The sequence below is a fragment of the Cytobacillus oceanisediminis genome (genome assembly GCF_007830235.1).
GTDB lineage: Bacteria > Bacillota > Bacilli > Bacillales > Cytobacillaceae > Cytobacillus > Cytobacillus oceanisediminis.
This window is the reverse complement of record NZ_VLKI01000009.1, coordinates 137,899-160,232: the sequence shown is the minus strand read 5'-3', so window position 1 is coordinate 160,232 and position 22,334 is coordinate 137,899. Positions and strand designations below refer to the sequence as shown.

General features: G+C 41.3%; 21 protein-coding genes. 5 read left to right on the top strand and 16 right to left on the bottom strand.

The features are described 5' to 3' along the window. Nucleotides 1–30: 30 nt before the first annotated feature. From IQ19_RS16140 to IQ19_RS16120, 5 genes are all read right to left on the bottom strand, one after another. On the bottom strand, nt 31–3,294 hold the full coding sequence (locus IQ19_RS16140; RefSeq protein WP_242021024.1) for a winged helix-turn-helix domain-containing protein: 3,264 nt from the start codon (nt 3,292–3,294) through the stop codon (nt 31–33). Nucleotides 3,295–3,393: 99 nt separating this feature from the next. Next, nucleotides 3,394–3,948, bottom strand: coding sequence for a signal peptidase I (gene lepB, locus IQ19_RS16135; RefSeq protein ID WP_144543401.1), 555 nt, complete (start codon nt 3,946–3,948; stop codon nt 3,394–3,396). 31 nt (nt 3,949–3,979) lie between these two features. Beyond that, on the bottom strand, nt 3,980–4,600 hold the full coding sequence (locus IQ19_RS16130) for a TVP38/TMEM64 family protein (protein WP_144543400.1): 621 nt from the start codon (nt 4,598–4,600) through the stop codon (nt 3,980–3,982). Between the two features lie 159 nt (nt 4,601–4,759). Further along, nucleotides 4,760–5,695: an LCP family protein gene (locus tag IQ19_RS16125; protein ID WP_144543399.1), complete on the bottom strand. Its 936-nt coding sequence runs from the start codon at nt 5,693–5,695 to the stop codon at nt 4,760–4,762. A gap of 405 nt (nt 5,696–6,100) precedes the next feature. Next, the gene (locus tag IQ19_RS16120) at nt 6,101–8,086 is read right to left on the bottom strand and encodes an alpha/beta hydrolase family protein (RefSeq protein ID WP_144543398.1); all 1,986 of its coding nucleotides are present in this window, start codon (nt 8,084–8,086) and stop codon (nt 6,101–6,103) included. A 274-nt stretch (nt 8,087–8,360) separates the two neighbouring features. Here IQ19_RS16120 and IQ19_RS16115 point away from each other — a divergent pair, with 274 nt between their 5' ends. Continuing rightward, nucleotides 8,361–8,750, top strand: a complete 390-nt coding sequence (locus tag IQ19_RS16115; protein WP_144543397.1) for a YhjD family protein — start codon at nt 8,361–8,363, stop codon at nt 8,748–8,750. A gap of 102 nt (nt 8,751–8,852) precedes the next feature. Here the strand turns inward: IQ19_RS16115 and IQ19_RS16110 are convergent, their stop codons facing one another. Beyond that, nucleotides 8,853–9,422, bottom strand: coding sequence for a competence protein ComK (locus tag IQ19_RS16110; protein WP_144543396.1), 570 nt, complete (start codon nt 9,420–9,422; stop codon nt 8,853–8,855). Between the two features lie 199 nt (nt 9,423–9,621). Between IQ19_RS16110 and IQ19_RS16105 the strand changes: the two genes are divergently transcribed. From IQ19_RS16105 to IQ19_RS28580, 3 genes are all read left to right on the top strand, one after another. After that, nucleotides 9,622–9,858 carry an IDEAL domain-containing protein gene (locus tag IQ19_RS16105; protein WP_144543395.1) on the top strand — a complete coding sequence of 79 codons (237 nt, stop codon included), beginning with the start codon at nt 9,622–9,624 and terminating at the stop codon, nt 9,856–9,858. A gap of 64 nt (nt 9,859–9,922) precedes the next feature. Continuing rightward, nucleotides 9,923–10,321 carry a hypothetical protein gene (locus IQ19_RS28585; protein ID WP_242021027.1) on the top strand — a complete coding sequence of 133 codons (399 nt, stop codon included), beginning with the start codon at nt 9,923–9,925 and terminating at the stop codon, nt 10,319–10,321. After that, a complete protein-coding gene (locus IQ19_RS28580) occupies nt 10,239–10,541 on the top strand; it encodes a Type 1 glutamine amidotransferase-like domain-containing protein (protein WP_242021026.1) in 303 nt (100 codons plus the stop codon). Before IQ19_RS28585 ends, IQ19_RS28580 begins: the two co-directional genes overlap by 83 nt. A gap of 83 nt (nt 10,542–10,624) precedes the next feature. Here the strand turns inward: IQ19_RS28580 and IQ19_RS16095 are convergent, their stop codons facing one another. The 3 genes from IQ19_RS16095 to IQ19_RS16085 all read right to left on the bottom strand — a co-directional run bounded on the left by IQ19_RS16095 (nt 10,625) and on the right by IQ19_RS16085 (nt 13,439). Further along, nucleotides 10,625–11,914 (bottom strand): M48 family metallopeptidase, encoded by a 1,290-nt coding sequence (locus IQ19_RS16095; RefSeq protein ID WP_144543394.1) that lies wholly within the window; start codon nt 11,912–11,914, stop codon nt 10,625–10,627. A gap of 498 nt (nt 11,915–12,412) precedes the next feature. Then, nucleotides 12,413–12,718, bottom strand: a complete 306-nt coding sequence (locus tag IQ19_RS16090; protein WP_144543393.1) for an AzlD domain-containing protein — start codon at nt 12,716–12,718, stop codon at nt 12,413–12,415. Further along, the gene (locus IQ19_RS16085) at nt 12,711–13,439 is read right to left on the bottom strand and encodes an AzlC family ABC transporter permease (protein WP_144543392.1); all 729 of its coding nucleotides are present in this window, start codon (nt 13,437–13,439) and stop codon (nt 12,711–12,713) included. Before IQ19_RS16085 ends, IQ19_RS16090 begins: the two co-directional genes overlap by 8 nt. Before the next feature lie 136 nt (nt 13,440–13,575). On the opposite strand from IQ19_RS16085, the gene IQ19_RS16080 reads away from it, so the two are divergent. Next, nucleotides 13,576–14,127: a helix-turn-helix domain-containing protein gene (locus tag IQ19_RS16080; protein WP_144543391.1), complete on the top strand. Its 552-nt coding sequence runs from the start codon at nt 13,576–13,578 to the stop codon at nt 14,125–14,127. Nucleotides 14,128–14,642: 515 nt separating this feature from the next. On the opposite strand, the gene IQ19_RS16075 is transcribed toward IQ19_RS16080, so the two are convergent. The 7 genes from IQ19_RS16075 to IQ19_RS16045 all read right to left on the bottom strand — a co-directional run bounded on the left by IQ19_RS16075 (nt 14,643) and on the right by IQ19_RS16045 (nt 22,332). Then, nucleotides 14,643–15,437: an ABC transporter ATP-binding protein gene (locus IQ19_RS16075; protein ID WP_144543390.1), complete on the bottom strand. Its 795-nt coding sequence runs from the start codon at nt 15,435–15,437 to the stop codon at nt 14,643–14,645. After that, nucleotides 15,412–16,443, bottom strand: coding sequence for an ABC transporter permease (locus IQ19_RS16070; RefSeq protein ID WP_144543389.1), 1,032 nt, complete (start codon nt 16,441–16,443; stop codon nt 15,412–15,414). The genes IQ19_RS16075 and IQ19_RS16070 overlap by 26 nt, the downstream gene beginning before the upstream one ends. Before the next feature lie 307 nt (nt 16,444–16,750). Then, nucleotides 16,751–17,761, bottom strand: coding sequence for an ABC transporter substrate-binding protein (locus IQ19_RS16065; RefSeq protein WP_144543388.1), 1,011 nt, complete (start codon nt 17,759–17,761; stop codon nt 16,751–16,753). Between the two features lie 195 nt (nt 17,762–17,956). Then, nucleotides 17,957–18,733 carry an enoyl-CoA hydratase-related protein gene (locus IQ19_RS16060; protein ID WP_144543387.1) on the bottom strand — a complete coding sequence of 259 codons (777 nt, stop codon included), beginning with the start codon at nt 18,731–18,733 and terminating at the stop codon, nt 17,957–17,959. Between the two features lie 122 nt (nt 18,734–18,855). Then, nucleotides 18,856–20,412, bottom strand: a complete 1,557-nt coding sequence (locus IQ19_RS16055) for a fatty acid--CoA ligase family protein (RefSeq protein WP_144543386.1) — start codon at nt 20,410–20,412, stop codon at nt 18,856–18,858. 182 nt (nt 20,413–20,594) lie between these two features. Then, nucleotides 20,595–21,584 (bottom strand): lipoate--protein ligase, encoded by a 990-nt coding sequence (locus IQ19_RS16050; RefSeq protein ID WP_144543385.1) that lies wholly within the window; start codon nt 21,582–21,584, stop codon nt 20,595–20,597. Nucleotides 21,585–21,597: 13 nt separating this feature from the next. Further along, nucleotides 21,598–22,332, bottom strand: a complete 735-nt coding sequence (locus IQ19_RS16045) for an MBL fold metallo-hydrolase (RefSeq protein WP_144543384.1) — start codon at nt 22,330–22,332, stop codon at nt 21,598–21,600. Between the last annotated feature and the right edge of the window lie 2 nt (nt 22,333–22,334).

Here is a 22,334-nt window from a genome sequence, read left to right as displayed (position 1 = left end):
GCACAAATTATTTTTAAAAGAGAGCAGCCATTACGGCTGCTCCAATATGTGCATATTTTTATCCGATTCCAATATCATTTCATACATATGGCGGGTAGGCTCCAGCGGAGCTACACCCAATTCTTTTTCTAAAATATCACAGCACTTTTTATACCATTTGATTGCCTGCGGACGATTGTTTTTCCGGTAATAACAGTACATTGTCAGACGGTATGCTTCTTCCCATGTCCGATCCTTTTCCAGGATTCTGCTGCACAAGTGGATAGCCTTATCGTAGTTTTCGGCTCTAACATAAAATTGTGCAAGCTTTTCAGCTCCTCTTATAAAGTAGACAGACATTTTTTCCCTTTCGCTCATGCACCAGTCATCATACTTCCGTTCAGGCAGATAATCCCCTTTATACAAGCTCAATCCATTTTCTAAATAATGTACGGCTTTTTCCTTATATGTTTCTTCCAATCCTGATGTGATCCATTGTTCAAATGAGTGGCTGTCCAAATCAAGAACAGCAATAGGATTTAAGCCATACGCGGATCCTTCCCTGATAATAAAAAAGGAGGTTTCTCTTGCTTTTCGGTTTGGCTCCAGCACATTATTTAAAGCATTGAGGGCTACCTTGAAATCACGTGCGCTGCTTTTCTCATCCTGTTCTGGCCAAAGAAGCTGAAAGATCTCCTCTTTTGGAATCAGCTTTTGGTGATGGGTAACAAAAAATTGCAGCAGCTCTTTTGCTTTTCCTCTCGTCCACCCTTTTTCCTCTACCTCTGTTTCCCCAAGCCATACCCGAAACTTGCCAAGTGCCTGTACTTTCAGTGTATAGCCAGGGTGGGAATTGACTTTAGCCAAATTCATCTCCTGAAGAATTTTAGCAACATAGCTTGGCAAAATATTTTGTTTTTGGGCATGAATCAGGAGAGGGGCAAATATCTGCAGATCTCTCGGCCCAAAGGTTGTATTTCGATGGAAAACAAATTCGTATTCACCGGTTTGCACAGCCTTTAAAAACAGGGCCATATACCTTACAAATTGCTCCTGATTCTCCATCGTAAAATAACTATATGCTCTCCAGAAGGAGCTAAGCATTTCTCCATAATGGTCGCCACATTGACCAAACAACTCAGCAGCCCTTTGAAAATAGGATAGCCCATCCTCCGGGCGTGCATTATATGCATGGGCTATCCCCATTGATGTCAAAATCAGTCCTGACAGCCATAAATCTTTAACCTTCTCTGTCTCCTGGAGTGCAGATTCCCCAGCTGCTATGGCTCGTTCAAGCTCTCCCTTAATTCCGTATAAAAGGCATAACCCCATCAATGGTTCAGCCTTGCCCCTCTCGATTTGAAGCTGGTCCATTATGCCGAGTGCCGTGTTATAGCAGCTTAGCGCCAAGGTTTCTTCATAATCCTTTATTAGCTGAACCGCATGTCCCATCCTGATCCAGCCGCATGCTTCCACAAACGGGGCCTTAATGCTGATTCCATGCTGTATGCCTTCCTGGGCGAGAGTCTTTGCATTCGTTCCATTTCCTGTGAATGCCTCAATTAGAGCAAGCAATAGTTCGGTTTCCCGATGGGATTGCGGAAGCAAAGGCTTATGGACATCATTAGTTCCCAAATCTTTTTCCAATATTTTTTTGGCCTTTTCAAATCTGCCCGTCCTTAAGTATAATCTTGCTTCCAGGTTTCCATTTATAAGTGGAACATTCATGTCTGATGCCCTCTTAATCCATTTTTCCGCTTTTTCAGCCTTCCCCGAATTCAATAAATTTTCAGCAAGAAAATGGTATAGCTTGCCTGTCTCCTCAGCATGGCCGACAGCCTTTTTTTCCCGAATTTCAATGGCCCTGTAAAGTATTCTTTCCGCTTTATACGGCTGTATGGTATCCAGATATATCCCTGCTTGGCCTCCGAGTGCCTGGCTCTTTTCCTCAGCATCTCCTTTTTCATCTGCCAGCCTGACAGCTTTCTCATAGCATACTTCCGCTTCCTGGTATTGGCATCGATATCGAAGGATTTCCCCTTGCAGCCGCCAAAGGGAATAAAACCGATCCTTATCCCGATCCGGAATGGCTAAAAGGCGAGAATAAAGGCTTTCAAGCTTACCATTTTCAAGCATGCTAAAGCCAAGCGCATCAAGAATGGATGCAACAGCTTCTGTAACATTTATTTTTTCATAATGGTTAAGTGCCTCTTCCCATTGTTTATTCCGTTCAAAATAGCGGGCACTGCGTTCATGCAAAGAGCGGAATGTATGAGGATTATTTATTTTCAATTGGTTCTCCAAAAACTCTTTGAATAAGGCATGGTAACGATATTGCTTGTCGCCAATGCGATAGATAAACAAATTCTTTTCCAAAAGCTGTTCAAGCATAGGAGCGGATCCGTTCAAGCCCAAAACAGCATCGCAAATCTCTTCGTCTATTTCTTCAAAAATGCAGGTTTGTTCTAAAAATTGCTGAAGGATTGGAGGCTGCTTTGCAAAAACCTCCATGACCAAATATTGAAATAGATCGGCAAGAGACTGGGATGAATGCGAGTATATTTTTTGCAAATCGCCCTCTTCAGGGATTTGCTGCGCAATCATTCCAATCGCAATTACCCACCCCTCCGTAAGCTCGAAAATTCTGTTAAGCTCTTCTTCCCTGACTTTCAGGTTGTAATAATCATGCAGAAGCAGTTCCGCCTCATCCTTTGTCAAAATTAGATCATCTTTTGTAAATTCTAGCAGACGATTGCTTACCTTCATTTTCGTTAGCTGCTTCCATGCAGGGCGGCTGCGGCTTGAAATAAGAATATGGACATTGGCAGGGATGTGCTCCAGGACTCGTTCCATCCAGCTGTTCACAGTGTAGGAATGCTCTATTTGATGGAAGTCATCCAGTATGATATAAATCTCTTCCTCAATGCCCAGAAGTTCATTTATAAAAAGGGATGATAAAAAACCGAGTTCTTCTTCCCTTATGTATCGTTCCAAATTTTTTATATAGTTGAATAGCTCCCGGCCAAATTCCGGAAAACGAGTTCTGATGCTGTAAATTAAATAAGTTAAGAAAGGGAGAATTTCATCATCTGCGGAAGAAATTGAATACCAGCAGCATTCCTTTTTTTCATCCTGCACAAACAGGGCAAGAGCAGTGCTCTTTCCATAACCGGCTCCAGAATGCATGAGTGTAAGGGGATGTTGGGAAATCGCTTTCATTTTTCTTGTCAGCTTTGCTCTTCTAAGCGATTCTTCCTTCACCGCAGGAACAAGCAATTTTGTTTTTATTATTGACATGGATTCAATCATGGACATCCCCCTCCCTCCATTTTCTTAATATTATAAATTTTAACATAACCATTATAAAAAAGGACTCGAATTTTATCGAGTCCCTTGCAGCAGTATATATTGAATTTAAAAAGAAGCGTCCATTTCATCAAGCGGCCAATAGCGCAGGTTCACTTTTCCAACTACCTGCTCCGCTGAAATAAACCCAAAATGGCGGCTGTCCCAGCTTCCCAGGCGGTTATCTCCCATTACAAACAGCTTTCCCTCCGGCACTGTTTCCACGCCTGTCATCTCTTGAAGCGTGAAGTCGCCTGTCAGCCTGCCTCCAAATGTATCTTTGCGGTATTTTTCCAAATATGGCTCATCCACTTTTTTGCCATTGATATACAATTCATCATTGCTATATTCTATTTTATCTCCAGGAAGCCCAATAATTCTTTTTACAAAATCCTCTTTATCATTATGATGGAAAACGATCACGTCAAAACGGTCCAAATCGCTGACCTGATAGCCAATTTTATTGACAATGAGTTTATTTCCATCCTGAAGTGTAGGCATCATGGATTCACCTTCTACTACATAATTGGAGAAGAAAAAAGTCCGTATAAAAGCAAAGATAACAATGCCGATGGCAAAAGCCTTTAACCATTCTGCCCCTTCCTTTTTCAATTCTTCCTTCACACTGCATCTCCCCCAATGCTTTCCAGAATCGCTAATCTTTATGAGTGCGATCTTTTTCTACGCTCATATTCATCTTTATTTCAATAATTTTGCCGACATACCAAAGAATAAAAATAACCAGTGCAACGACGGCTGTCCGAATTGGCTGCGTCACTAATGACCTTATGTCATAGCCAACAAAGCTGATTGTAAAAATCATAACCATTTTGCCTGTCAGGACCGCCAGCATATATTGAGCAATGCTGATGTTTGATAGCCCAGCAACAATGTTTACAACAGCCGATGGAGTAAACGGAAAGCAAAGCAGAATGAACAAAGGACCGAACCCATGCTTTTCAACCCAGCTCATCAGCTTCTGCACCTTCTGATGCTTTTTCAAAACCCGCAGTATTCTTTTCTGTCCGTATTTGCGGACCAGCAAGAAAACAAGTACCGCCCCTGCAACCGCACCAATCCAGGAATACAGAAACCCCAGCCAGAGTCCGAATGCGCTTGCGTTTGCCATAACAAATAAAAACAGCGGAAGAAACGGCAGAAATGCTTCAAGCATAGGCAGCAGGATGCCTGGGAGAGGACCAAAAGAGCGATATTCCTGAATAAGATCCATTATATTTTCCAATGTAAACCAATCTTTGAACAGTTCAAAATCCATTTAGTATCTCCTTGTACAAATGCGGCAAGCAGCTATTTATAATTCGTCGCACAAATCGCGTTTTAATAAAAAGGGCAATTTCTTCTATTTTTATCACTTACCCTTATATTGTACACCTAATCAGCAAAAAAAGAGTATATCGAGCTCGGGCTCTTTATATTATTTTGAGAGAAATTCATGAATAGCTGCTTTGTTTTCTTCCAGATTAATCGCCAGTACAGCAGCCCCATTGATTCTCTGATTTTCAAATGTGCCATCAACAGGAACACGCAGAGTTTCCACATTCCGGCTATCTTTAGAAATAAAGTCTTTCCCCATATAAAGCATATCTCCTGTATCCATATTGGTATTTACGAAAGGTGTTACAACCCCAATCAGTTTCGGCAGCTTTGTAATGGTTTGGAGGCTTGTAAACTGGCTGGCCACTTCTTTCATCACTTTCTGCTGGCGCTCTACCCTTCCAAAATCGCCCACTGCATCATGCCTGAATCTTACATAGCCGAGAAGATGCTCGCCATCCAGGCGCTGCAGTCCCGGTTCAAGAGTAACGCCAATATTGGCGGACATTCTTTTTTCAACGTCAATTTCCACCCCTCTTGGGAAAGCTTCATCAATCAAATGGACAAAGCCCTCGAAATCAACTATTGAATAATATTGCGTATCTAAATCGAAGTTTTCCTTCAGCGTTTGCCTTAATAGCTCTGGCCCGCCATATGCAAGTGCTGCATTTATCCTATTTTGTCCGTGGCCCGGGATGTCTACATACATATCCCTCATAAAAGAAATAAGTTTATATGTGCCCTTATCAGGATGATATTGGGCAACCATAATCGTATCTGCCCTTGACTTCTCTTCCCCCCTGGCGTCACTTCCTAGCACCAATATATTAGTTCCACCGTACTGATCCTTTTCTCCATTAAATTCAAATTCTTCTGTCTCTATATTTGCTTCACCTTTTGATTGGGAAACTCCCTGCTTGAATTGGTAATAAGAATAAGCAAGTGTTCCGGCAAACAACAGAAACAGAATTAAGAGAACCGATTTCCATTTTCTCTTTTTTTTCTGCTTTTTATATTCATGTCTTTCAGATCTCATAAAAATAAGTCCTTTCTTTAAAGCGAAATGATAGTCCCTCCGGTTTGGCAGGCCGGGCTTTGTAGATATGTTAAACAGACCTTCAAATATATTTGACTGATGTTCTTATTAAAAAGTTTCGATATTGATACTGGTATATCCTGTATACCTTATATTTTGCAGAAGAATTACTTTCTTTGCAATTTATTTTGATTTGCTAGCTGAAACCTGAAGGGGGAGTTGGCCAGTAAAATTTAATTTCGTTGATATATCGGCATTTTCATTGGATATATTCAGGTTTTTTATTGATATATTGAAAAATTCGTTGATATTTCCATTTTTTCGTTGATATCTATACATTTTAGTTCTAAAGGCTACCCAAAACAAACTAAAAAACCGCAAACCCGAAGGCCTGCGGCAGATTTTTTATAGGTATTGATCGAACCAGCCTGCAATATAGTTGAGGCGGCTAATTCTTAAGTTAGGCTTACCGCTCCTTGAAAGCTCATGGTTCGATTCAGGGAAACGGACAAATTTAGCTGTTTTCTTGCGATGCTTTAAGGCGATGAATAATTGCTCTGCCTGTTCAATTGGACAGCGGTAATCCTTTTCACTATGGAGAATGAGCAATGGTGTATCCATTTCATTCACATAGGCAAGCGGGGAATGCTTCCATAGCTTATCAATATCATTCAAATCACTTTTAATTTGCCAGTCCGTAAAATAATAGCCGATATCGCTGACTCCGTAAAAGCTGATCCAGTTGGAGATGGAGCGCTGTGTGACTGCTGCTTTGAAGCGGTTTGTATGGCCGATTATCCAGTTGGTCATAAAGCCGCCGTAGCTTCCCCCTGTTACGCCAAGCCGGTCATTGTCGATAAAACCATAGCTTTCCAGCGCGTAATCGACTGCATCCATAATATCTTCATAATCTTTGCCGCCGTAATTTCCCCTTACAGCGTCAACAAACTGCTGTCCGTATCCATGGCTTCCTCTCGGGTTAATAAATAATACGGCATACCCTTTTGCAGCAAGGCATTGGAATTCGTGGAAATAGGAATTGGCATACATCGCATGAGGCCCGCCGTGAATTTCCACAACAAGCGGTACTTTATCACCATCCTGCAGATGGACTGGCTTCATAATCCATCCATGCAGATCCCAATCATCTGAAGATTTAAACTGAATCGGCTCTGCATCTGCAAGCTCTACTTTGCCTAAAAACTCTTCATTCACATTTGTCAGCTGTTCTACTTCCCCTGTTGGGACGTCCAGCAAGAATAAATCTCCCGGATATGCAGGCTTGCTGATGGCTACGACTGCCTGGTTGATGTTCCCACCGGTAGTCAAACCATACACATGCTGCTGGTCCAGCAGCGCCGGATACAATTCGCCGTCCAAAGAACCATAATAAACAACTGTATTGCCATTGTCTGTTGCCAGGAAATAAAAACTCCTGCTGTCCTCCGCCCAAAGAATTCCTGGTGTCACTACACCCTGCTGGAAATCTCCAATCGCATAATCCCCTGCTAAAATGTCAGATTCTGCAGTCAGGCACTGTATGTTTTCAGTTTCAAGATTATAAACCCAGATTTTTGTATGTGTGGCATTTTCATATTCTCTTTCATGTCCGAACATGCCTAGATATTTTCCATCTGGTGACCATGTGGCGCTTCCAAAATAACCATTTCCATTCGTTACCTTTTTTATTTCTTTTGTATCCGGATTGACGAGATAAACATCGCTTACGAAAGAAAAATCTTTTTCTTCGCTCAAATCAGCAGTTACAGCAACCGATTTTCCATCCGGAGACCAGCTTTGCAGCTGATAGTCATGCTCACCTGAGGTTAGCTGCTCAATCTTCCCAGTCTCTATATCCACTACTGCCACTTGGCTGTATCTGCCGCTCCAAAATCCCTGGGCATCCGATTTGTGTTTCATTTTATCAATTTCAAGCGGTACTGGCTTCTCATGTTTCTTTTCCTGTTTGTCTGCTGCATCCGCTTCTTCATCAGGCTTTAAAGAAACATTAAAAGCAAGCTTCTTTCCGTCCGGTGACCAAACCGGATTGGAAGCGCCATTTGTACATTGGGTCAGCTGGCGTGCTTCCCCGCCTGTTATGTTCATAATATAAATCTGCGGTTTGCCGCTTCTATCGGAAACAAATGCAAGGGCGTTCCCATCTCCAGACCAGCGCGGTGAATGATTTTTGTGATCGCCATAAGTCCACTGGACGGGTGTATTCTTTTCGCTGGTATTAATATAAAATAAATTCGAGCTATATGTATTTTTCTCTTCAAGCATTCTTGTTTCAACATATGCCAAATCGGAGCCATTCGAGGATAGCTGCGGGTCGGCAACCGATTTTAACTCATAAAGATCTTCGGGTTTTATCGTTCTCTTTTGGGTCATTTCTTTCATCCTTCCTAACTATGCTGCTCTACTTATTTCGACATCAGAAATAAAATCCCTTCTCATTCTGTGAATAGGTGAAACTTTTTTTGCAAAATGGAAATGATGAAGGATAGAGCAACTTTCAATTTATTCGACAAATAAAGGCTCTTGCAAGAAGAACCTTTCCTTTGTAAAATTAAATAGGAACATCTGTTCCGTAAAAGATTATTTGAATGAAACTTGCAAGCTCGTGTAATAGCAGGCAACTTTTGATTAAGGGAGTAGAAAGATTATGACGAGAATTCCTGAGGAAGACCGTAACGTAATGGAACAGGCTATCTATTTGCCAATGGTATTAACCATTTTAAACCGCGACCTGATTGTTATTAATAAAAGCCCATTCAAACTAAAACAGCCTTACCTGGATTTAGTTGAAGAAACCCTGAAAGTCATACAAAACGAACTGTCAGAAGTCAAACGCTATATGAACAAAAACCAGCTCAAGGTCCATGAAATTAAACGGGATGACGCATTCACCATGTTCATGTTTCTCTATAAAGGCTACGAGGAGCACCATAATTACTTTAATCCCCGCATTCGCAACAAAGTTCAGGAGCTAATGGTATATTATCTGTTTAAAAGGCATGTGGCCGGAACAGGCAAAAACCTAAAAGCAAATTAATTCGCTAAATTTGTAATGGGAAGAGCATGCTTTTAATATTGTAATATACACGGAAAAACAGAAGCATGAAAACATGCATGCTTCTCGCTTATCCTTCTAACCCTAATCCCTTCTTCCACCATAAGCTCCGGCTCTCTCCGAAGCATTCAAACTTCTGGAACCATTTAAAAAGTATAGTGCCTTTCTCTCTGATTCTTCTATCCTGCTTATTAGAGTTGTTTTTAGCAATGCTGTCCTCAGCAGCTGGTTATTAAAAGTATTATAAGACACGGGAAGAATAAAACTTTGCTTATTTTTGAAAACCGCCTGGGTATTTCCGTCATCCGTCCGTTTGTAATAGAGAATATGCTCCTGTGCGATCCAAATGCATTCAGCATTGCTCGGAGAGGTTGTTGGGAAAAAATAAATGAAGTTTGTGGGGTCAATTGTTATCGGAGCCTTGTGGGTTATCCCGGTCAATTGGCGTGTACCCTCTTTTCTGCCTTCATAGCTTGAACCGAAAAACCTGCAGCTTTTTTTAATAATATCGATGGGTTTAAAGGGGGAAGTCAATTCTTCATCAAGCTCCCAAATTTGTGAATAAACCTTCAGACCATAAGGGAGAGGCTTGATAATCATCGTATTTGGATTGATTTCATATTCTTCGATTAGTTGAGTATTTGGGCTTCTCATTTTTTCATCTCCTTTTCTTGTATACCGCCGCTTTTTCATAATAGCACCAATTTATCTAAAAATTACTAATTTTCGATAATAGTTGCTAAATTGTTCACATTTTCGACATCCACAAAATATTTTCTAAAAATTTAAAAAACTTAGTTGATTATTCAGATGGAATTCCATATAATATTAAAAAGCATCAGGGGTGATTTCCATGAAGGAAAAATCATACACCGAATTAATGAAAGCAAGCGCCATGAAGCGCAAGCAGCAGAAAGAATCCTTTGTTCTTGACCTTTACATTGACATGCTGATTTCTGAGATCCTGCTAAACACAGAAAAAGAAAAATTAATGAAAAAAGTGGACGCAGCCATTGACGAAGGAAACAAGCAGGCATTTATCCTTTTATCAAACCAGTACAGGGAACTTTCCAAACGTTTCGGTACTTAGGAATTGAAGCTGACCCCCGCCTACAAAGCGGGGGATTTTATTTTTACAGTTAGGAGAATGCCTTTTGAGTGACAGACATTTATTTTTAATGGGCGGCAGCCCGCCTTTCGGAGAAATTTTAGGAGGAAAATTTGCAGGGCTCTCTTCTGCATCTACAAGTAAAGTAGCAGTACTCTTTTTGGAAAGGCAAGGCTGGACAAACTATATGGACAAGTATACTAGGCCTTTAAGGCAATACGGAGTTAAAGATTTCACCTATCTTCCGCTGTCCTCTTCTCCGTCAGCTTCACTTTTTGAAGAACTGCTCTCCTGCTCCGGAATCATTATTGGCGGCGGCGAAACAGACAGCGGAAACAGCACTTGGGGAATGCATCAGGAAGATGTATTGGGAAGGTATTCCCGTAGCAGGCTTTTCGGCAGGGGCTTTAATTTGCCCGGAGCATTGCATAATCCCTCCCGTTGACACACCGAAAAAGCAGCATCTTTTTCTTAATGGGCTCGGATTAATCAGTAATTGTGCTATCAGTGTTCATTTTGCAAAATGGAATGAAAAGGAAAACTTAATTGCTGCTATGAAAAAGACTGGTGCTTCGATTGGTTATGGGATTCATGACCATGCAGGGATTTATTTTAATAATGAAAGACCAGGTTTTACGGAAGGAAGCATATTTAAAAAAGAGTGAAAATATAAAAAGCAGGCCTATTGGGCCTGCTTTGTTAGTTAATAAGAAGCGTGTTTTGAGAGTAACATCAGTCCGTGCATCCCTTATTGAGCCTGCTCTCTTTCCTTCTGCCTCTGTTTAATATCAAATTCCTCGAGCATGGAGATCCGTTCCAGCATAGTTGGATGGCCATATCGGAATATTTTCACAAGAAGCGGCGGGTTCACCTGGCTTAAGCCTGCACGTGTCAGCTCCTGAAATGTTTCGATTGCCGCATCCGAGTCCTCGGTCATTTCAATAGCATAACGATCAGCCCTTGTTTCCTGGTATCGCGAAACCAAATTTGTCAGCGGGCTTGAAATGAACAAAAGCATTGAAAGAATCATCAGGAATAATGGCAAGGATCTAATATCATTCACAGCAGGAATTTTAAGCGCCCTTCCCCATTTATCAATTGCCTTCTCCATTAATTTGGCGGTTAGGTAAAGACCTAGCAGGGACAGAAGCAAATAGCCACCGATTCCGATATAGATATGCTTTTCAACATAATGGGCCATTTCATGCGCCATAATAAACAGAATTTGGTTTTCATTTAATTTGTTCAGGGTTGTGTCCCATAGAACAATCCTGGAATTAGAGCCGATCCCTGTTACATAGGCGTTCAGCGCATTTGTTTTTTCAGCCATATCGACCTCAAAAACATGTTCAGCCGGAATATTGGCCTGATTCGCCAATTCAAGTATTTTGGTTTCGAGTTCTTTATTTTTTAAAGGATAAAAATCATTATAAAGAGGGTCAATGACAACAGGCTGCAAGAACATCATAAATAATGTGAAAGGAATGGATAAAAGCCATGCATAAAGCCACCATCTTTTCTTGCTCTTATTAATCAGCCAGTATAAAACAGACACAATCAGGACCATCGTTCCATAATTAACCCAAAAATCAATGAGTTCATCCTTCATCCACCCGCTAAAGCTTTGAGTCGAGATATTATACGTTTTCGATAATGAAAAACTGATGTAGCTTAATGGCATCGTAGCAATAAACGCAAAAAATGAAAGCCAAATAAGATAAATCGCCGTTTGCAGAAACTTATATGGTGTTGATTGCTCCGCCCATTTTTTAAAAGCCTTTGACAAGCCGAATAGAAGAATGAATAAATAGAAAATCCATTCAAAGGGTGTAGAGATGAAAAACAATAAATTTCTTATTTTTGAATATTCCTCACTCAGCATCAGTTCCCTGCCGTTCAGGAATGTTGCCGGATCTGCCCGTGAGCCTTCGTATTCAAACGGCAGACTGTTATCCGCAAAGTAAAATAAATACCAATAAAAAAATAAGCCGTATAAGCAAAAGGCTAACGCGCCGTAAAATCCTAGTTTTCTTGCCATCCGATTCCCCCCTTTTGGTACAACCTTTCTATAATTAGTTTAGTATAAAAATCTGTAATTAGAACTATTTTAGTTGGACATTCATCCAATGATTAGGACCGGTGTTCCCTGTCACTGGTTCCAAATATTTCAGCCAGGCCGCTGCCATGATTTATCGGCCAATTCTCGATAGTTATCGGCCAATTCTAATGATTTAACGGCCAAAGAGCAATGTTTATCGGCCAAATGTAAATTTTGCGGTTTTCCGGCCCCGGATCAGCAGGTGAAAATGACATTTACCGGCTGATCATTAGAATTTACTGGCCAATTTGATCCAAATACCGGCCAATTTTAATAAAATAACGGCCAAAGCGCGGGATTTACCGGCCTAACGATATTTTTGCAGCTTTAAGCTTATGTTCATAGCTCATTTAAAATCATTTCCGCAAAATAAATTTTCTAATGAAAAAACCGGCTCTATGCTGAACCGGTTTCATGCACAATCTATCATTATCATATCTAAATCAGGAACGAATATACAGATAAAACAGCAATAGATCCTAAAACGACTACAATGACATTTGCTCCTAAAAAGGCGGCAATAAAAGCGGCACCAGCGCCTAGCAGCCCGAACCAAATATCCTCATTTATAAACAAGATTCCAGGAAAAATAAGTGCCCCTAATGTGGCATAGGGAACATTTTTTAAGACGCCCTGAACAATGCCCGGCAGTTCTTTGCCTTTGAATAGCACGAAAGGCAAGAGTCTCGGGATATAGGTAACCAATGCCATGCCAGCTATCATCCACACCATTTGGCTACTCATGCTCCTGCCCCCTTTGCTTGTTTTTCACATTTTCAATCAATTCAATAATTACTGCAGATAAAAGTGTTGCCAATACGATTGCCCAGCCTGTTGATAAAGCATTGGTCAAAGTAAAAATAATATTAAAGCATGCGGCCAGTGCAGCAAGGAATACTACCTTAGCACTTTTTTTCATCGAAGGAACAAGGAGGCCGACAAACATGGCATATAGCGCAACAGACATACTTTCCTGCAAGGTTTGCGGAAGACTCGCCCCAATCAGGTGCCCAAGCCCAGAGCAGACCACCCAGCTGGAGTAAGAAATAGAGATGAGTCCAAGCATATACCCGCTTGTTACCTTTTCATCGCGGACTGCAGCAACTGAAAAGGTTTCGTCCGTAATTCCAAAAGATAGTATAGCTTTATTCGCGATCTGGTCGTCCTCCCATTTTTCGTTAAGGGAAGTGGACATCAAAAAATGCCGGATATTCACTATAAAGGTCGTCAAGATAATTTCAAAAATTCCCGTTCCCAATGAAAGGAGGCTCAGCGATATATATTGCGCTGCACCGGCAAACACGAGCAAGCTCATTAATGCTGTTTCACCAATTGAAAGCCCGGTTGTTTTTGCCAGCAGCCCGAATGTCAAAGCAATTGGTGCATATCCAATCGCGATGCTGATCCCTGACTGGAAGCCTTTCCTGTATTCAGTAGCAGGCTTGTTGACTGCAATTTCTGCCATTTCGTTCACCACCCAAAAAAAAATAATAATAGGTTCTGAAAATATACTATAATAGACATAATATAAAGTATCAATAATTCAATATAATATATTATACATACGTGCGTTATATTACACAATGATTTTGGAGGATATAATGGAGAATATTCAAAAAAGTATTGGGGAAAACCTGAGGATTATTCGAAAAACAAGAGGATACAGCCTTGATGCCACTGCAGAATTGACTGGTGTCAGTAAAGCAATGCTAGGGCAAATTGAACGGGGAGAATCCAATCCAACTGTCACTACCCTTTGGAAAATCGCCAGCGGTCTCCAAGTCTCATTTTCCTCACTTATAAATGAGGAGTCCTCTGATGTACATTTTATTGATTTACAAACGATTACCCCGATTATGGAAAGCATGGGTAATTACAGGGTATATCCCGTATTTCCGTTTGACCCTCGCAAGAAATTTGAAATCTTTACTGTAGAAATTGAACCAGGCTGCCAGCATACATCTGATAAGCATAATGAAGGGGTTGAAGAATATATTACCGTCATGTCAGGCACACTTGAATTGGAAATCGGCGACCAGCTGATTACCGTCCGTACAGGCAACTCTGTTAAATTCCTGGCGAACAAAGCCCACACATATAAAAATATTGGCAAGGAATTGATCCGGTATCAAGCTGTTATGTATTATCCGTGAAAAATAAAATTGATGGGCATATCGTCTGCGGGCGATATGCTTTTTGTTTGGAAATGTCCTTCATATAGGGCTTGATGGACAAAAATCAGTTTAAGAGTTATAGAAATGTCCTTCATAAAGGGTTTGAAGGACAAAAATCAATCTAAGAGTTACTGAAATGTCCTTCATTTATGGTTTGAAGACCCCAAAACAGTCTAAGAGTTATTGAAATGTCCTTCATTAATAGTTTGAAGACCCCAAAACAATCTAAGAGTTATTGAAATGTACTTCATTAATGGTTTGAAGACCCCAAAACAGTCTAAGAGTTATTGAAATGTCCTTCATTAATGGTTTGAAGACCCCAAAACAGTCTAAGAGTTATTGAAATGTCCTTCATTAATGGTTTGAAGACCCCAAAACAGTCTAAGAGTTATTGAAATGTCCTTCATAAAGGATTTGAAGCAGAAGCTGACTTCAGATGACCCCATAACGAAAAACAAACCGAACAAAGCATAACGCCTTGTCCGGTCCGCCAATCAGATAAGCACAGCTTTGTCGCTGCTCATTTTTTCGCCGCGGATTTTCTGGAATTCCTCCAAAAGTTTTTCCACAGTCAGATTTTGTTTCTGTTGTTCATTTGTTTCAAAGATAATCTGGCCTTTGTCCATCATGATCAGCCTGTTGCCGAGATCAAGCGCCTGCTGCATATTATGGGTAACCATTAAGGTTGTAAGTTTGTACGTTTCAACAATTTCTTTTGTGAGGTTGGTAATCAGTTCTGCACGTGCTGGATCCAGTGCAGCTGTATGCTCATCCAAAAGCAGGATTTTGGGTTCGGTAAAGGTAGCCATCAACAATGATAATGCCTGCCGCTCTCCTCCAGAAAGAAGTCCGACTTTGGCTGAAAGCCTGTTCTCTAGTCCCAGGTGCAGCATTTCAAGCTTCTCCCTGAAAAAATCACGTCTTTTCTTGGAAACGCCTTTACGCAAGCCGCGTGTCATTGTCCTGGAGTATGCAATGGCCAAATTTTCCTCTATCGTCATGGATGGAGCCGTACCTGCCATAGGATCCTGAAAAACCCGCCCAATTAGCTTGGATCTTTTATGCTCCTTTACAAGGGTAACATCGGAGCCATCAATCAGAACATCCCCCATATCAGGAATCAATTTTCCTGATATCATGTTCATAAGAGTTGATTTTCCCGCGCCATTGCTGCCGATAACCGTCATAAAGTCGCCTGGCTTTAATTGCAGGTGAATACGGTGCAAAGCGATTTTTTCGTCAGGTGTTCCCTCATTAAACACTTTATGAATCTGATTTAATTGCAGCAAGCTGTTCACCACTTTTCCCGTAAGCATTAGATGCCTGATTTTTTTTCGCTTCCAATAGTCTCCGACGCTTTCTTTGCTTTTCTTTTTGCTGCTGAATCAGCTTTGGAAGGATAAGTGCACTAATCACGATTACCGCTGTAATCAGCTTCATATCTCCTGTTTCCAGGAACTCAACCCTTAAAGCCAGCGTTACAATAATCCGGTATAAAATAGCTCCGCCGATTACCGCCAACGTAGCCCTAACAATTGTTTTTGCACCAAAAATGGCTTCACCGATAATAACGGATGCAAGGCCGATAATGATCATGCCAATTCCCATGCCGACGTCACTGAACCCGTTATACTGCGCCACTAATGCTCCCGAAAAGGCAACCAGCGCATTTGAAATGCCCAATCCAAAAATCTTCAGAATGTCTGTGTCAGCCGAAAAGCTGCGGATCATCGTTTCATTATCACCTGTCGCGCGAATCGCCAAACCGACATCGGTCTTCAAGAAGAGGTCAATCAGTACTTTCACAGCAAGTGCTAGAATAAGCATTAAGATAAGAATCCCCCAGGTTTTCGGTACAAAGCTCATTCCCAGCGCAGCCGTAAGGCTCTGAATAGCATGATCAATCCCAAGTCCCTGCCAGAATTCTGTAAGCTTCGTCATAGCAGTCTCCTCTGACAAAAGAGGCACATTAGACTTGCCCATTATCCGGAGATTAATAGAGTACAATGCGATCATCATTAAAATTCCTGATAAGAGCGCATTGATTTTTCCTTTTGTATGAAGCAGCCCGGTAAGGCAGCCTGCTGCAAATCCCGCAAGCATGGCTGCAATTGTAGCAAAAAACGGATTATATCCTCCTACAATCATGACAGCGGCTACAGATGCACCCGTGACAAAGCTTCCATCAACCGTCAGGTCAGGAAAATCCAGTATTCTGAATGATAAGTAAACGCCCAGCGCCATCAAGGCATAAATCGCTCCCGCCTCGATGGAACCAAAGATGGCTGTTGGCATAGTAATCTTCCTTTCTGACTTTTTTATTTTAGGCTCTGTTAAATTTGCCTGTTGATTTCAGCACGAGGCACTCCCTTTCCGCGGGCGGTCCGACGCTCCTCGTCGCTTTGCTCCTGTGGGGTCTCCCTTTGATCCGCACTCCCGCAGGACTTTGAATAAGCATCCCTGAAATAACACCGCACGAAGGAAATGCGAATGCATTTTCGCGGGATTAGTGCCTTCCGCTCCAATCAACAGGGTCCTAAAAAACAACAATAAGCTTTAACAGAGCCTTATTTTAAAGGTTGTTTCCAAGACCTTATATTATTTACTCAACAAACTCAGCAAGGCCGTTCCATTCGTCCTTCAGTTCAATGCCCATCTCTTCAGCTGCTTTTTTATTGATAACCAGCTTTAAATTCTGCGGATATTGAACAGGAAGTTCAGATGGCTTTTTACCTTCTTTTAATATTTGCGCAGCCATTGCTCCTGCTTCATATCCGATATCCTTATAGTCAAATCCGTAAGCGGCAAATCCTCCGCGTTTTACAGAGTCAAGCTCCCCTACGAATAAAGGTATGTCATTGTCGTTTGAAACCTGAATAACCGATTCCAAAGCAGAGACGACTGTATTATCGGTAATGATGTAGATAACATCCGCTTTGCCAACAAGTGACTCGGCAGCCTGTTTTACTTCTGATGAATTGGATACAGTTGCTTCGGCAAGCTTCATATCAGTACTTGACAGAGCTTCTTTCACCTTTTCAATCTGCACCTCTGAGTTTTGTTCGCCAGAATTATAGATAACGCCTACTGTACCGGCATCAAACTGTTCATCAATAAATTTAACCATATTTGGAATTGCATCAGGATGAGTATCAGTTGTACCTGTTATATTTCCGTCCGGGGTTTCCATAGATTTGACCAATTGGGCCCCTACTGGATCGGTTACTGAAGTGAACACAATCGGAATATCCTTTGTTGCATTAAGAGCACTCAATGCACTTGGCGTGGAGTTGGCAAAAATCAAATCCACTCCGTCTCCCGCGAAATTATTCGCAATGGACTGGTTATTATTTTGGTCGCCTTGGGCGATCTGTACGTCATAGCTTACTTCGAGGCCTTCTTCTTCCAATGCTTCCTTAAAGCCCTCAAGTGCGGCATCCAATGAAGGGTGTTCAACAATCTGTGTCACCCCTACCTTAAATGAATCTTCTTTTTCGTTATCTGAAGAACCGCTGTCTCCATTAGTGCTTTCACTGCCGCACCCGCTTAGAAGCACCGCTCCCATTACACCTGCTGCAGCTATTGCTTTGAATGATTTTAATTTTTCCAGCATTTTAGATGATCCCCCTCTTATTCTCTATCTCTCTTCCACTTCAACACTTTTATGCTTTTATGCTTTTATTCACTAAATTATATAGTTAACACTCTCCATATTCAAGACCTTTTTTATTATTTTCTAAAAATTTGATAATTTAATAGAAAAAACACGGCAAATTTTGCCGTGTTTTTCTATTAGTAACCTATTTTCCTATTTCCCTTTAAAATCCGGTTTTCTTTTTTCAGCAAATGCAGCGAGGGCCTCTACTCTATCTTCCGTCGGGATAATGACTTCGTAGGCTTTTCTTTCAATTTGCAAGCCGGTTTGCAGATCTACGCCCATTCCCTGTTTAACCGCAAACTTTGCCTGCTGCAGTGCCAGCGGTCCGTTTGTAAGCATTCCACCAGCAAATTCGAAGCATTCATTTAACAGATTATCTCGATCCGTTACTTTTGTAAGGATTCCATACTCGAACGCTTCCTCGGAAGTAAGCCTTTTAGCCATTAAGATTAATTCAAGAGCTTTTGCCTGTCCGATTAATCTCGGCAGCCTTTGGGTACCTCCTGCTCCTGGGATAATTGCAAGACTTGTTTCTGTAAGCCCCATGGAAGTACCGGAAACCGCAATGCGGAAGTCGCATGATAGGGCAAGTTCCATTCCACCCCCGAAGGCAAATCCATTTATAGCTGCGATCGTCGGCTGCGGAAGCTGGTCGATTAAAGAGAACACTTCTCCAATCTTATAGATATTTCTGCGGACTTCTTCATCCGATAAAGTTCGGCGCTCTTTTAAATCCGCTCCAACACTAAACGATTTTTCTCCGGCTCCTGTAAAAATAACCACCCGCACGCCAGGATTGGTGCGCAATTTTTCAACTGACTCCTGGAGTTCTGATAAAGTTTCATAATTAAACGCATTCAGCGCATCCGGGCGGTTAATTGTGACGACCGCAATATGTTCTTTTAATTCAACTGCGATAGAACTCATATGTACATCTCTCCTTCATTTACTTTGCTACATGTTTCAATTCGATAAACTTTATGAAAACCCTTTCAAATGTTAAAAAGAAAGAAAAAGGGGCAGACACCTGGTGATGTCCGCCGCTGCTTTTATTTTGTCTGAATTACTTGATTCTTCAATGCTCTTCGCAATATTTTTCCGGTTGTATTTTTCGGAAGCTCATCCAGGAACTCAATTGAGGAAGGCACTTTGTATTTAGCTAAATGCTCAGCACAATATATTAAAAGCTGATCTTCTGTAAGCTTCGGATTTTTCGAAACAACATAGCTTCTGACTGCTTCGCCAAGGTTCGGATCCGGCACGCCCAATACAGCGACCTCAACAACGTCCTCATGATTATAAAGAACCTCTTCTACCTCTCTTGGATAAACATTGTATCCTCCAACCAATATAAGATCTTTTTTGCGGTCAACGATGTAAAAGTAGCCTTCTTCATCCATTCTCGCTAAATCTCCTGTATAAAGCCAGCCATCATGGATTGTTGCAGCTGTTTCCTCAGGCTGCTTGTAGTACCCCATCATCACGTTTGGACCGCGGACAATCAGTTCCCCTACTTCTCCTACAGGAACTTCTTCCCCAAGCTCATTTACTACTTTATTTTCAACATTTAGGATTGATTGTCCAATAGATCCTGCTTTCCGCGGCTTGTCGAGCGGATTGAAACAAGTAACCGGCGAAGCTTCGGAAAGACCGTAGCCTTCAGAAACCATAACATTGAATTTCTTTTCAAAAACCTGCAGAAGCGCAACCGGCATGGCAGCCCCTCCTGAAATACAAAGGCGCAATGACTGCAAGTCCTCTGGATTTCCATCTTGATATTGAAGGAGGAAATTATACATGGTCGGCACACCCGCAAAAACGGTAGGTTCAAATTTTTTTGCGATCCTAAAGATTTCCTTCGGGCTGAATTTAGGGTCTATGAGAATAGTAGCCCCATTCATCAGCGGTGCATTTAAGGCAACCGTTAAACAAAAAACATGAAACATTGGTAAAGTTGTAATAACCCTATCATCCTCGCTCATATGCAGGTAATCGCTGACATCCTTCGCATTGCTGTAGAGGTTTTTATGGGTCAGCATGGCACCTTTTGGCTTACCTGTCGTACCGGAAGTATAAAGGATAACCGCTGTTTGATCCTCCTCCAGCTCTGGACCCTGAAATCCTAAATCGCCAGAAGCCACAAGCTGTGTAAACGATTTCATTTTTGGATAAACCGATAAAGAGGCCGAATCCAATTCTGAAGCTTGTCCCTGAGGAGTTTCGCAAATGATGAAATGCTCTACCTTTGGAAGTGCTTTATGCATTTTTTCAACCAATGGCACTAATAAATCAAGTGTTACCACTGCTTTGACATCGGCATTATTGACAATATAGCCAATCTCATCCGGTGTATAAATCGGGTTAATCGGAATGACAGTCGCCCCAAGGCGTAGTGCGCCATGCAGTCCGATGACAAAATGCGGCGAGTTTCCCAACACCAAGGCAACATGGTCTCCTTTCTTCACTCCCAATTTTGAAAGTCCATCTGCAAATTTCGTTACTGCACCATCAAGCTCGGCATATGTACTGGACTGGTCCATGAAATAATAGGCTGGTTTATTTCCCATTTTCTTCGCAGTTTCATGCAGCTGCTGAGTTAAATTCATCTTCAATCCCCCTCTAATGAATGAATGGTCATTCACTTATATTTAAAAAATTTTCTAAATTTATTATATTGAAAGAAATTTTTGTATTCAAGTAGGAAAGCGAATTTCTTTTGCATGTGTTTCACTTTACTTGCCTAACCTTATACAAAAATAGAAAAACCGGCCTATTGCCGGTTTCTAAATTAATACGCAAGATTGATAAATTCTTCTTTAGTGACATTTCCGAAGTAATGTTTAATGTCGACTTCGTCCAGCGCTTTTTCAATTTCTGTTTTTTCATAGCGAATTCCTGTGAGCTTGTTTTCAATTTCCCTTACATCGCCTACCCCAAAGAAATCGCCGTAAATTTTGCAGTCTTCGATTTTCCCTTTTGTCACATTCAGTCTGATATCAATTTGCCCAACTGGGAAGCGGTGGGAATGCTGCAGATCAAATTTAGGTGACTTCCCATAATTCCAATCCCAATTTTGATATCGCTCTTTGGAGAGCTGGTGAATTTTTTCCCAATCTACATCTGTCAGCTTGTATTCAGGGATTTCGTTCAAATCTCCGAAAATATTTTTAAGAAGCATTGAACGGAACTCTTCTATTGTGATTTTCTTTTCCATAAACTCAGAAATGTTTGCGACCCTGCTTCGAATGGATTTAATTCCTTTTGATTCGATTTTATCTTTCTTTACCTTTAATGCGGAAACTACACTTTCAATTTCCGAATCAAACAGGAGTGTGCCGTGGCTGAACATTCTGCCCTTAGTAGAAAATTGGGCGTTTCCGGAGATTTTTCTGCCTTCTGCCGTCAGGTCATTTCTTCCGCTAAGTTTAGCATTAACACCAAGTTTCTTTAGAGCATTAATAACTGGCTCTGTAAACTTTAAGAAGTTGTGGAAGCTCTCGCCATCATCTTTTGTAATAAAGCTGAAGTTCAGGTTCCCTAAATCATGATATACGGCACCCCCGCCTGATAGCCGCCGAACTACATGAATTCCGTTGCTTTCTACATACTCCGTATTAATTTCTTCAATGGTATTCTGGTTTTTCCCGATGATGATGGATGGTTCATTAATGTAAAACAGCAAATAGGTTTCATTAATATCAAGATTTTTCAGCGCATATTCTTCAATTGCAAGATTTATTCTTGGATCCGTTATCCCCTGGTTGTCTATAAATAACATGCTTTTTCACTCCTTAAAAAGTGTGTGACCATTGATAGTCCGCTATTGATATGGGTCCGTTATATTTCCTTGCGGCCTCTTCCTTCAGCTTCTGAATCTCGCCATAATGCGGCAAATGTGTCAGCAATAAATTTTTAACATTCGCTTTGCTGGCCAAAGTTCCCGCATCCAGGCTTGTCATATGTCCTGCATTTTTTCCATTTTGATGCCCGTAAAAATTGCATTCGCATACGAGCAAATCCGCCTTATCACTAAATGTCTCCAATTCTTCTTTATAAGAAGTATCAGCAGTATATATTAGCGTCTTTCCACCTGCTTCAATTCTCATTGCATAGCATGGAACAGGGTGATTTGTTTTTAAAAACCTGATTTGGAATGGCCCTGCAGACAGAACATCTTCAGGAGTATAGGCCACTCCCTTGGTAATATTTTTGTATGTAAGCTTGGCAAATTCCTGCTGATCCAAAGTATGTCCATAGATCGGAAGTGTATCTGATTTTTTGCCCAAAAAACCCTGAATCAGCCTGGCATGCTGCAGCACCCCAATATCCGCAATATGGTCTGGATGATAATGTGAAATGATCACTGAGTCCAGATCTTCCGGCTGGAAAAAATTCTGCATTTTTGCCAGAACCCCGCTGCCGCAGTCAATCAGCAGGTGAAATCCTTCATGCTCCAGCAAATAGCCTGAGCTTGCCCCATCGGCTTTAGGATAACCGCCCCAGCCGCCGATTACTGTTAACTTCATCA

Bases quoted from the DNA above. Each gene is read 5' to 3' on its own strand.
- IQ19_RS16140 (WP_242021024.1), bottom strand. From the start codon at position 3,294: ATGTCCATGATTGAATCCATGTCAATAATAAAAACAAAATTGCTTGTT.
- IQ19_RS16130 (WP_144543400.1), bottom strand. From the start codon at position 4,600: ATGGATTTTGAACTGTTCAAAGATTGGTTTACATTGGAAAATATAATG.
- IQ19_RS16125 (WP_144543399.1), bottom strand. From the start codon at position 5,695: ATGAGATCTGAAAGACATGAATATAAAAAGCAGAAAAAAAAGAGAAAA.
- IQ19_RS16120 (WP_144543398.1), bottom strand. From the start codon at position 8,086: ATGACCCAAAAGAGAACGATAAAACCCGAAGATCTTTATGAGTTAAAA.
- IQ19_RS16115 (WP_144543397.1), top strand. From the start codon at position 8,361: ATGACGAGAATTCCTGAGGAAGACCGTAACGTAATGGAACAGGCTATC.
- IQ19_RS16110 (WP_144543396.1), bottom strand. From the start codon at position 9,422: ATGAGAAGCCCAAATACTCAACTAATCGAAGAATATGAAATCAATCCA.
- IQ19_RS16105 (WP_144543395.1), top strand. From the start codon at position 9,622: ATGAAGGAAAAATCATACACCGAATTAATGAAAGCAAGCGCCATGAAG.
- IQ19_RS28580 (WP_242021026.1), top strand. From the start codon at position 10,239: ATGTATTGGGAAGGTATTCCCGTAGCAGGCTTTTCGGCAGGGGCTTTA.
- IQ19_RS16095 (WP_144543394.1), bottom strand. From the start codon at position 11,914: ATGGCAAGAAAACTAGGATTTTACGGCGCGTTAGCCTTTTGCTTATAC.
- IQ19_RS16090 (WP_144543393.1), bottom strand. From the start codon at position 12,718: ATGAGTAGCCAAATGGTGTGGATGATAGCTGGCATGGCATTGGTTACC.
- IQ19_RS16085 (WP_144543392.1), bottom strand. From the start codon at position 13,439: ATGGCAGAAATTGCAGTCAACAAGCCTGCTACTGAATACAGGAAAGGC.
- IQ19_RS16080 (WP_144543391.1), top strand. From the start codon at position 13,576: ATGGAGAATATTCAAAAAAGTATTGGGGAAAACCTGAGGATTATTCGA.
- IQ19_RS16070 (WP_144543389.1), bottom strand. From the start codon at position 16,443: ATGCCAACAGCCATCTTTGGTTCCATCGAGGCGGGAGCGATTTATGCC.
- IQ19_RS16065 (WP_144543388.1), bottom strand. From the start codon at position 17,761: ATGCTGGAAAAATTAAAATCATTCAAAGCAATAGCTGCAGCAGGTGTA.
- IQ19_RS16060 (WP_144543387.1), bottom strand. From the start codon at position 18,733: ATGAGTTCTATCGCAGTTGAATTAAAAGAACATATTGCGGTCGTCACA.
- IQ19_RS16055 (WP_144543386.1), bottom strand. From the start codon at position 20,412: ATGAATTTAACTCAGCAGCTGCATGAAACTGCGAAGAAAATGGGAAAT.
- IQ19_RS16050 (WP_144543385.1), bottom strand. From the start codon at position 21,584: ATGTTATTTATAGACAACCAGGGGATAACGGATCCAAGAATAAATCTT.
- IQ19_RS16045 (WP_144543384.1), bottom strand. From the start codon at position 22,332: ATGAAGTTAACAGTAATCGGCGGCTGGGGCGGTTATCCTAAAGCCGAT.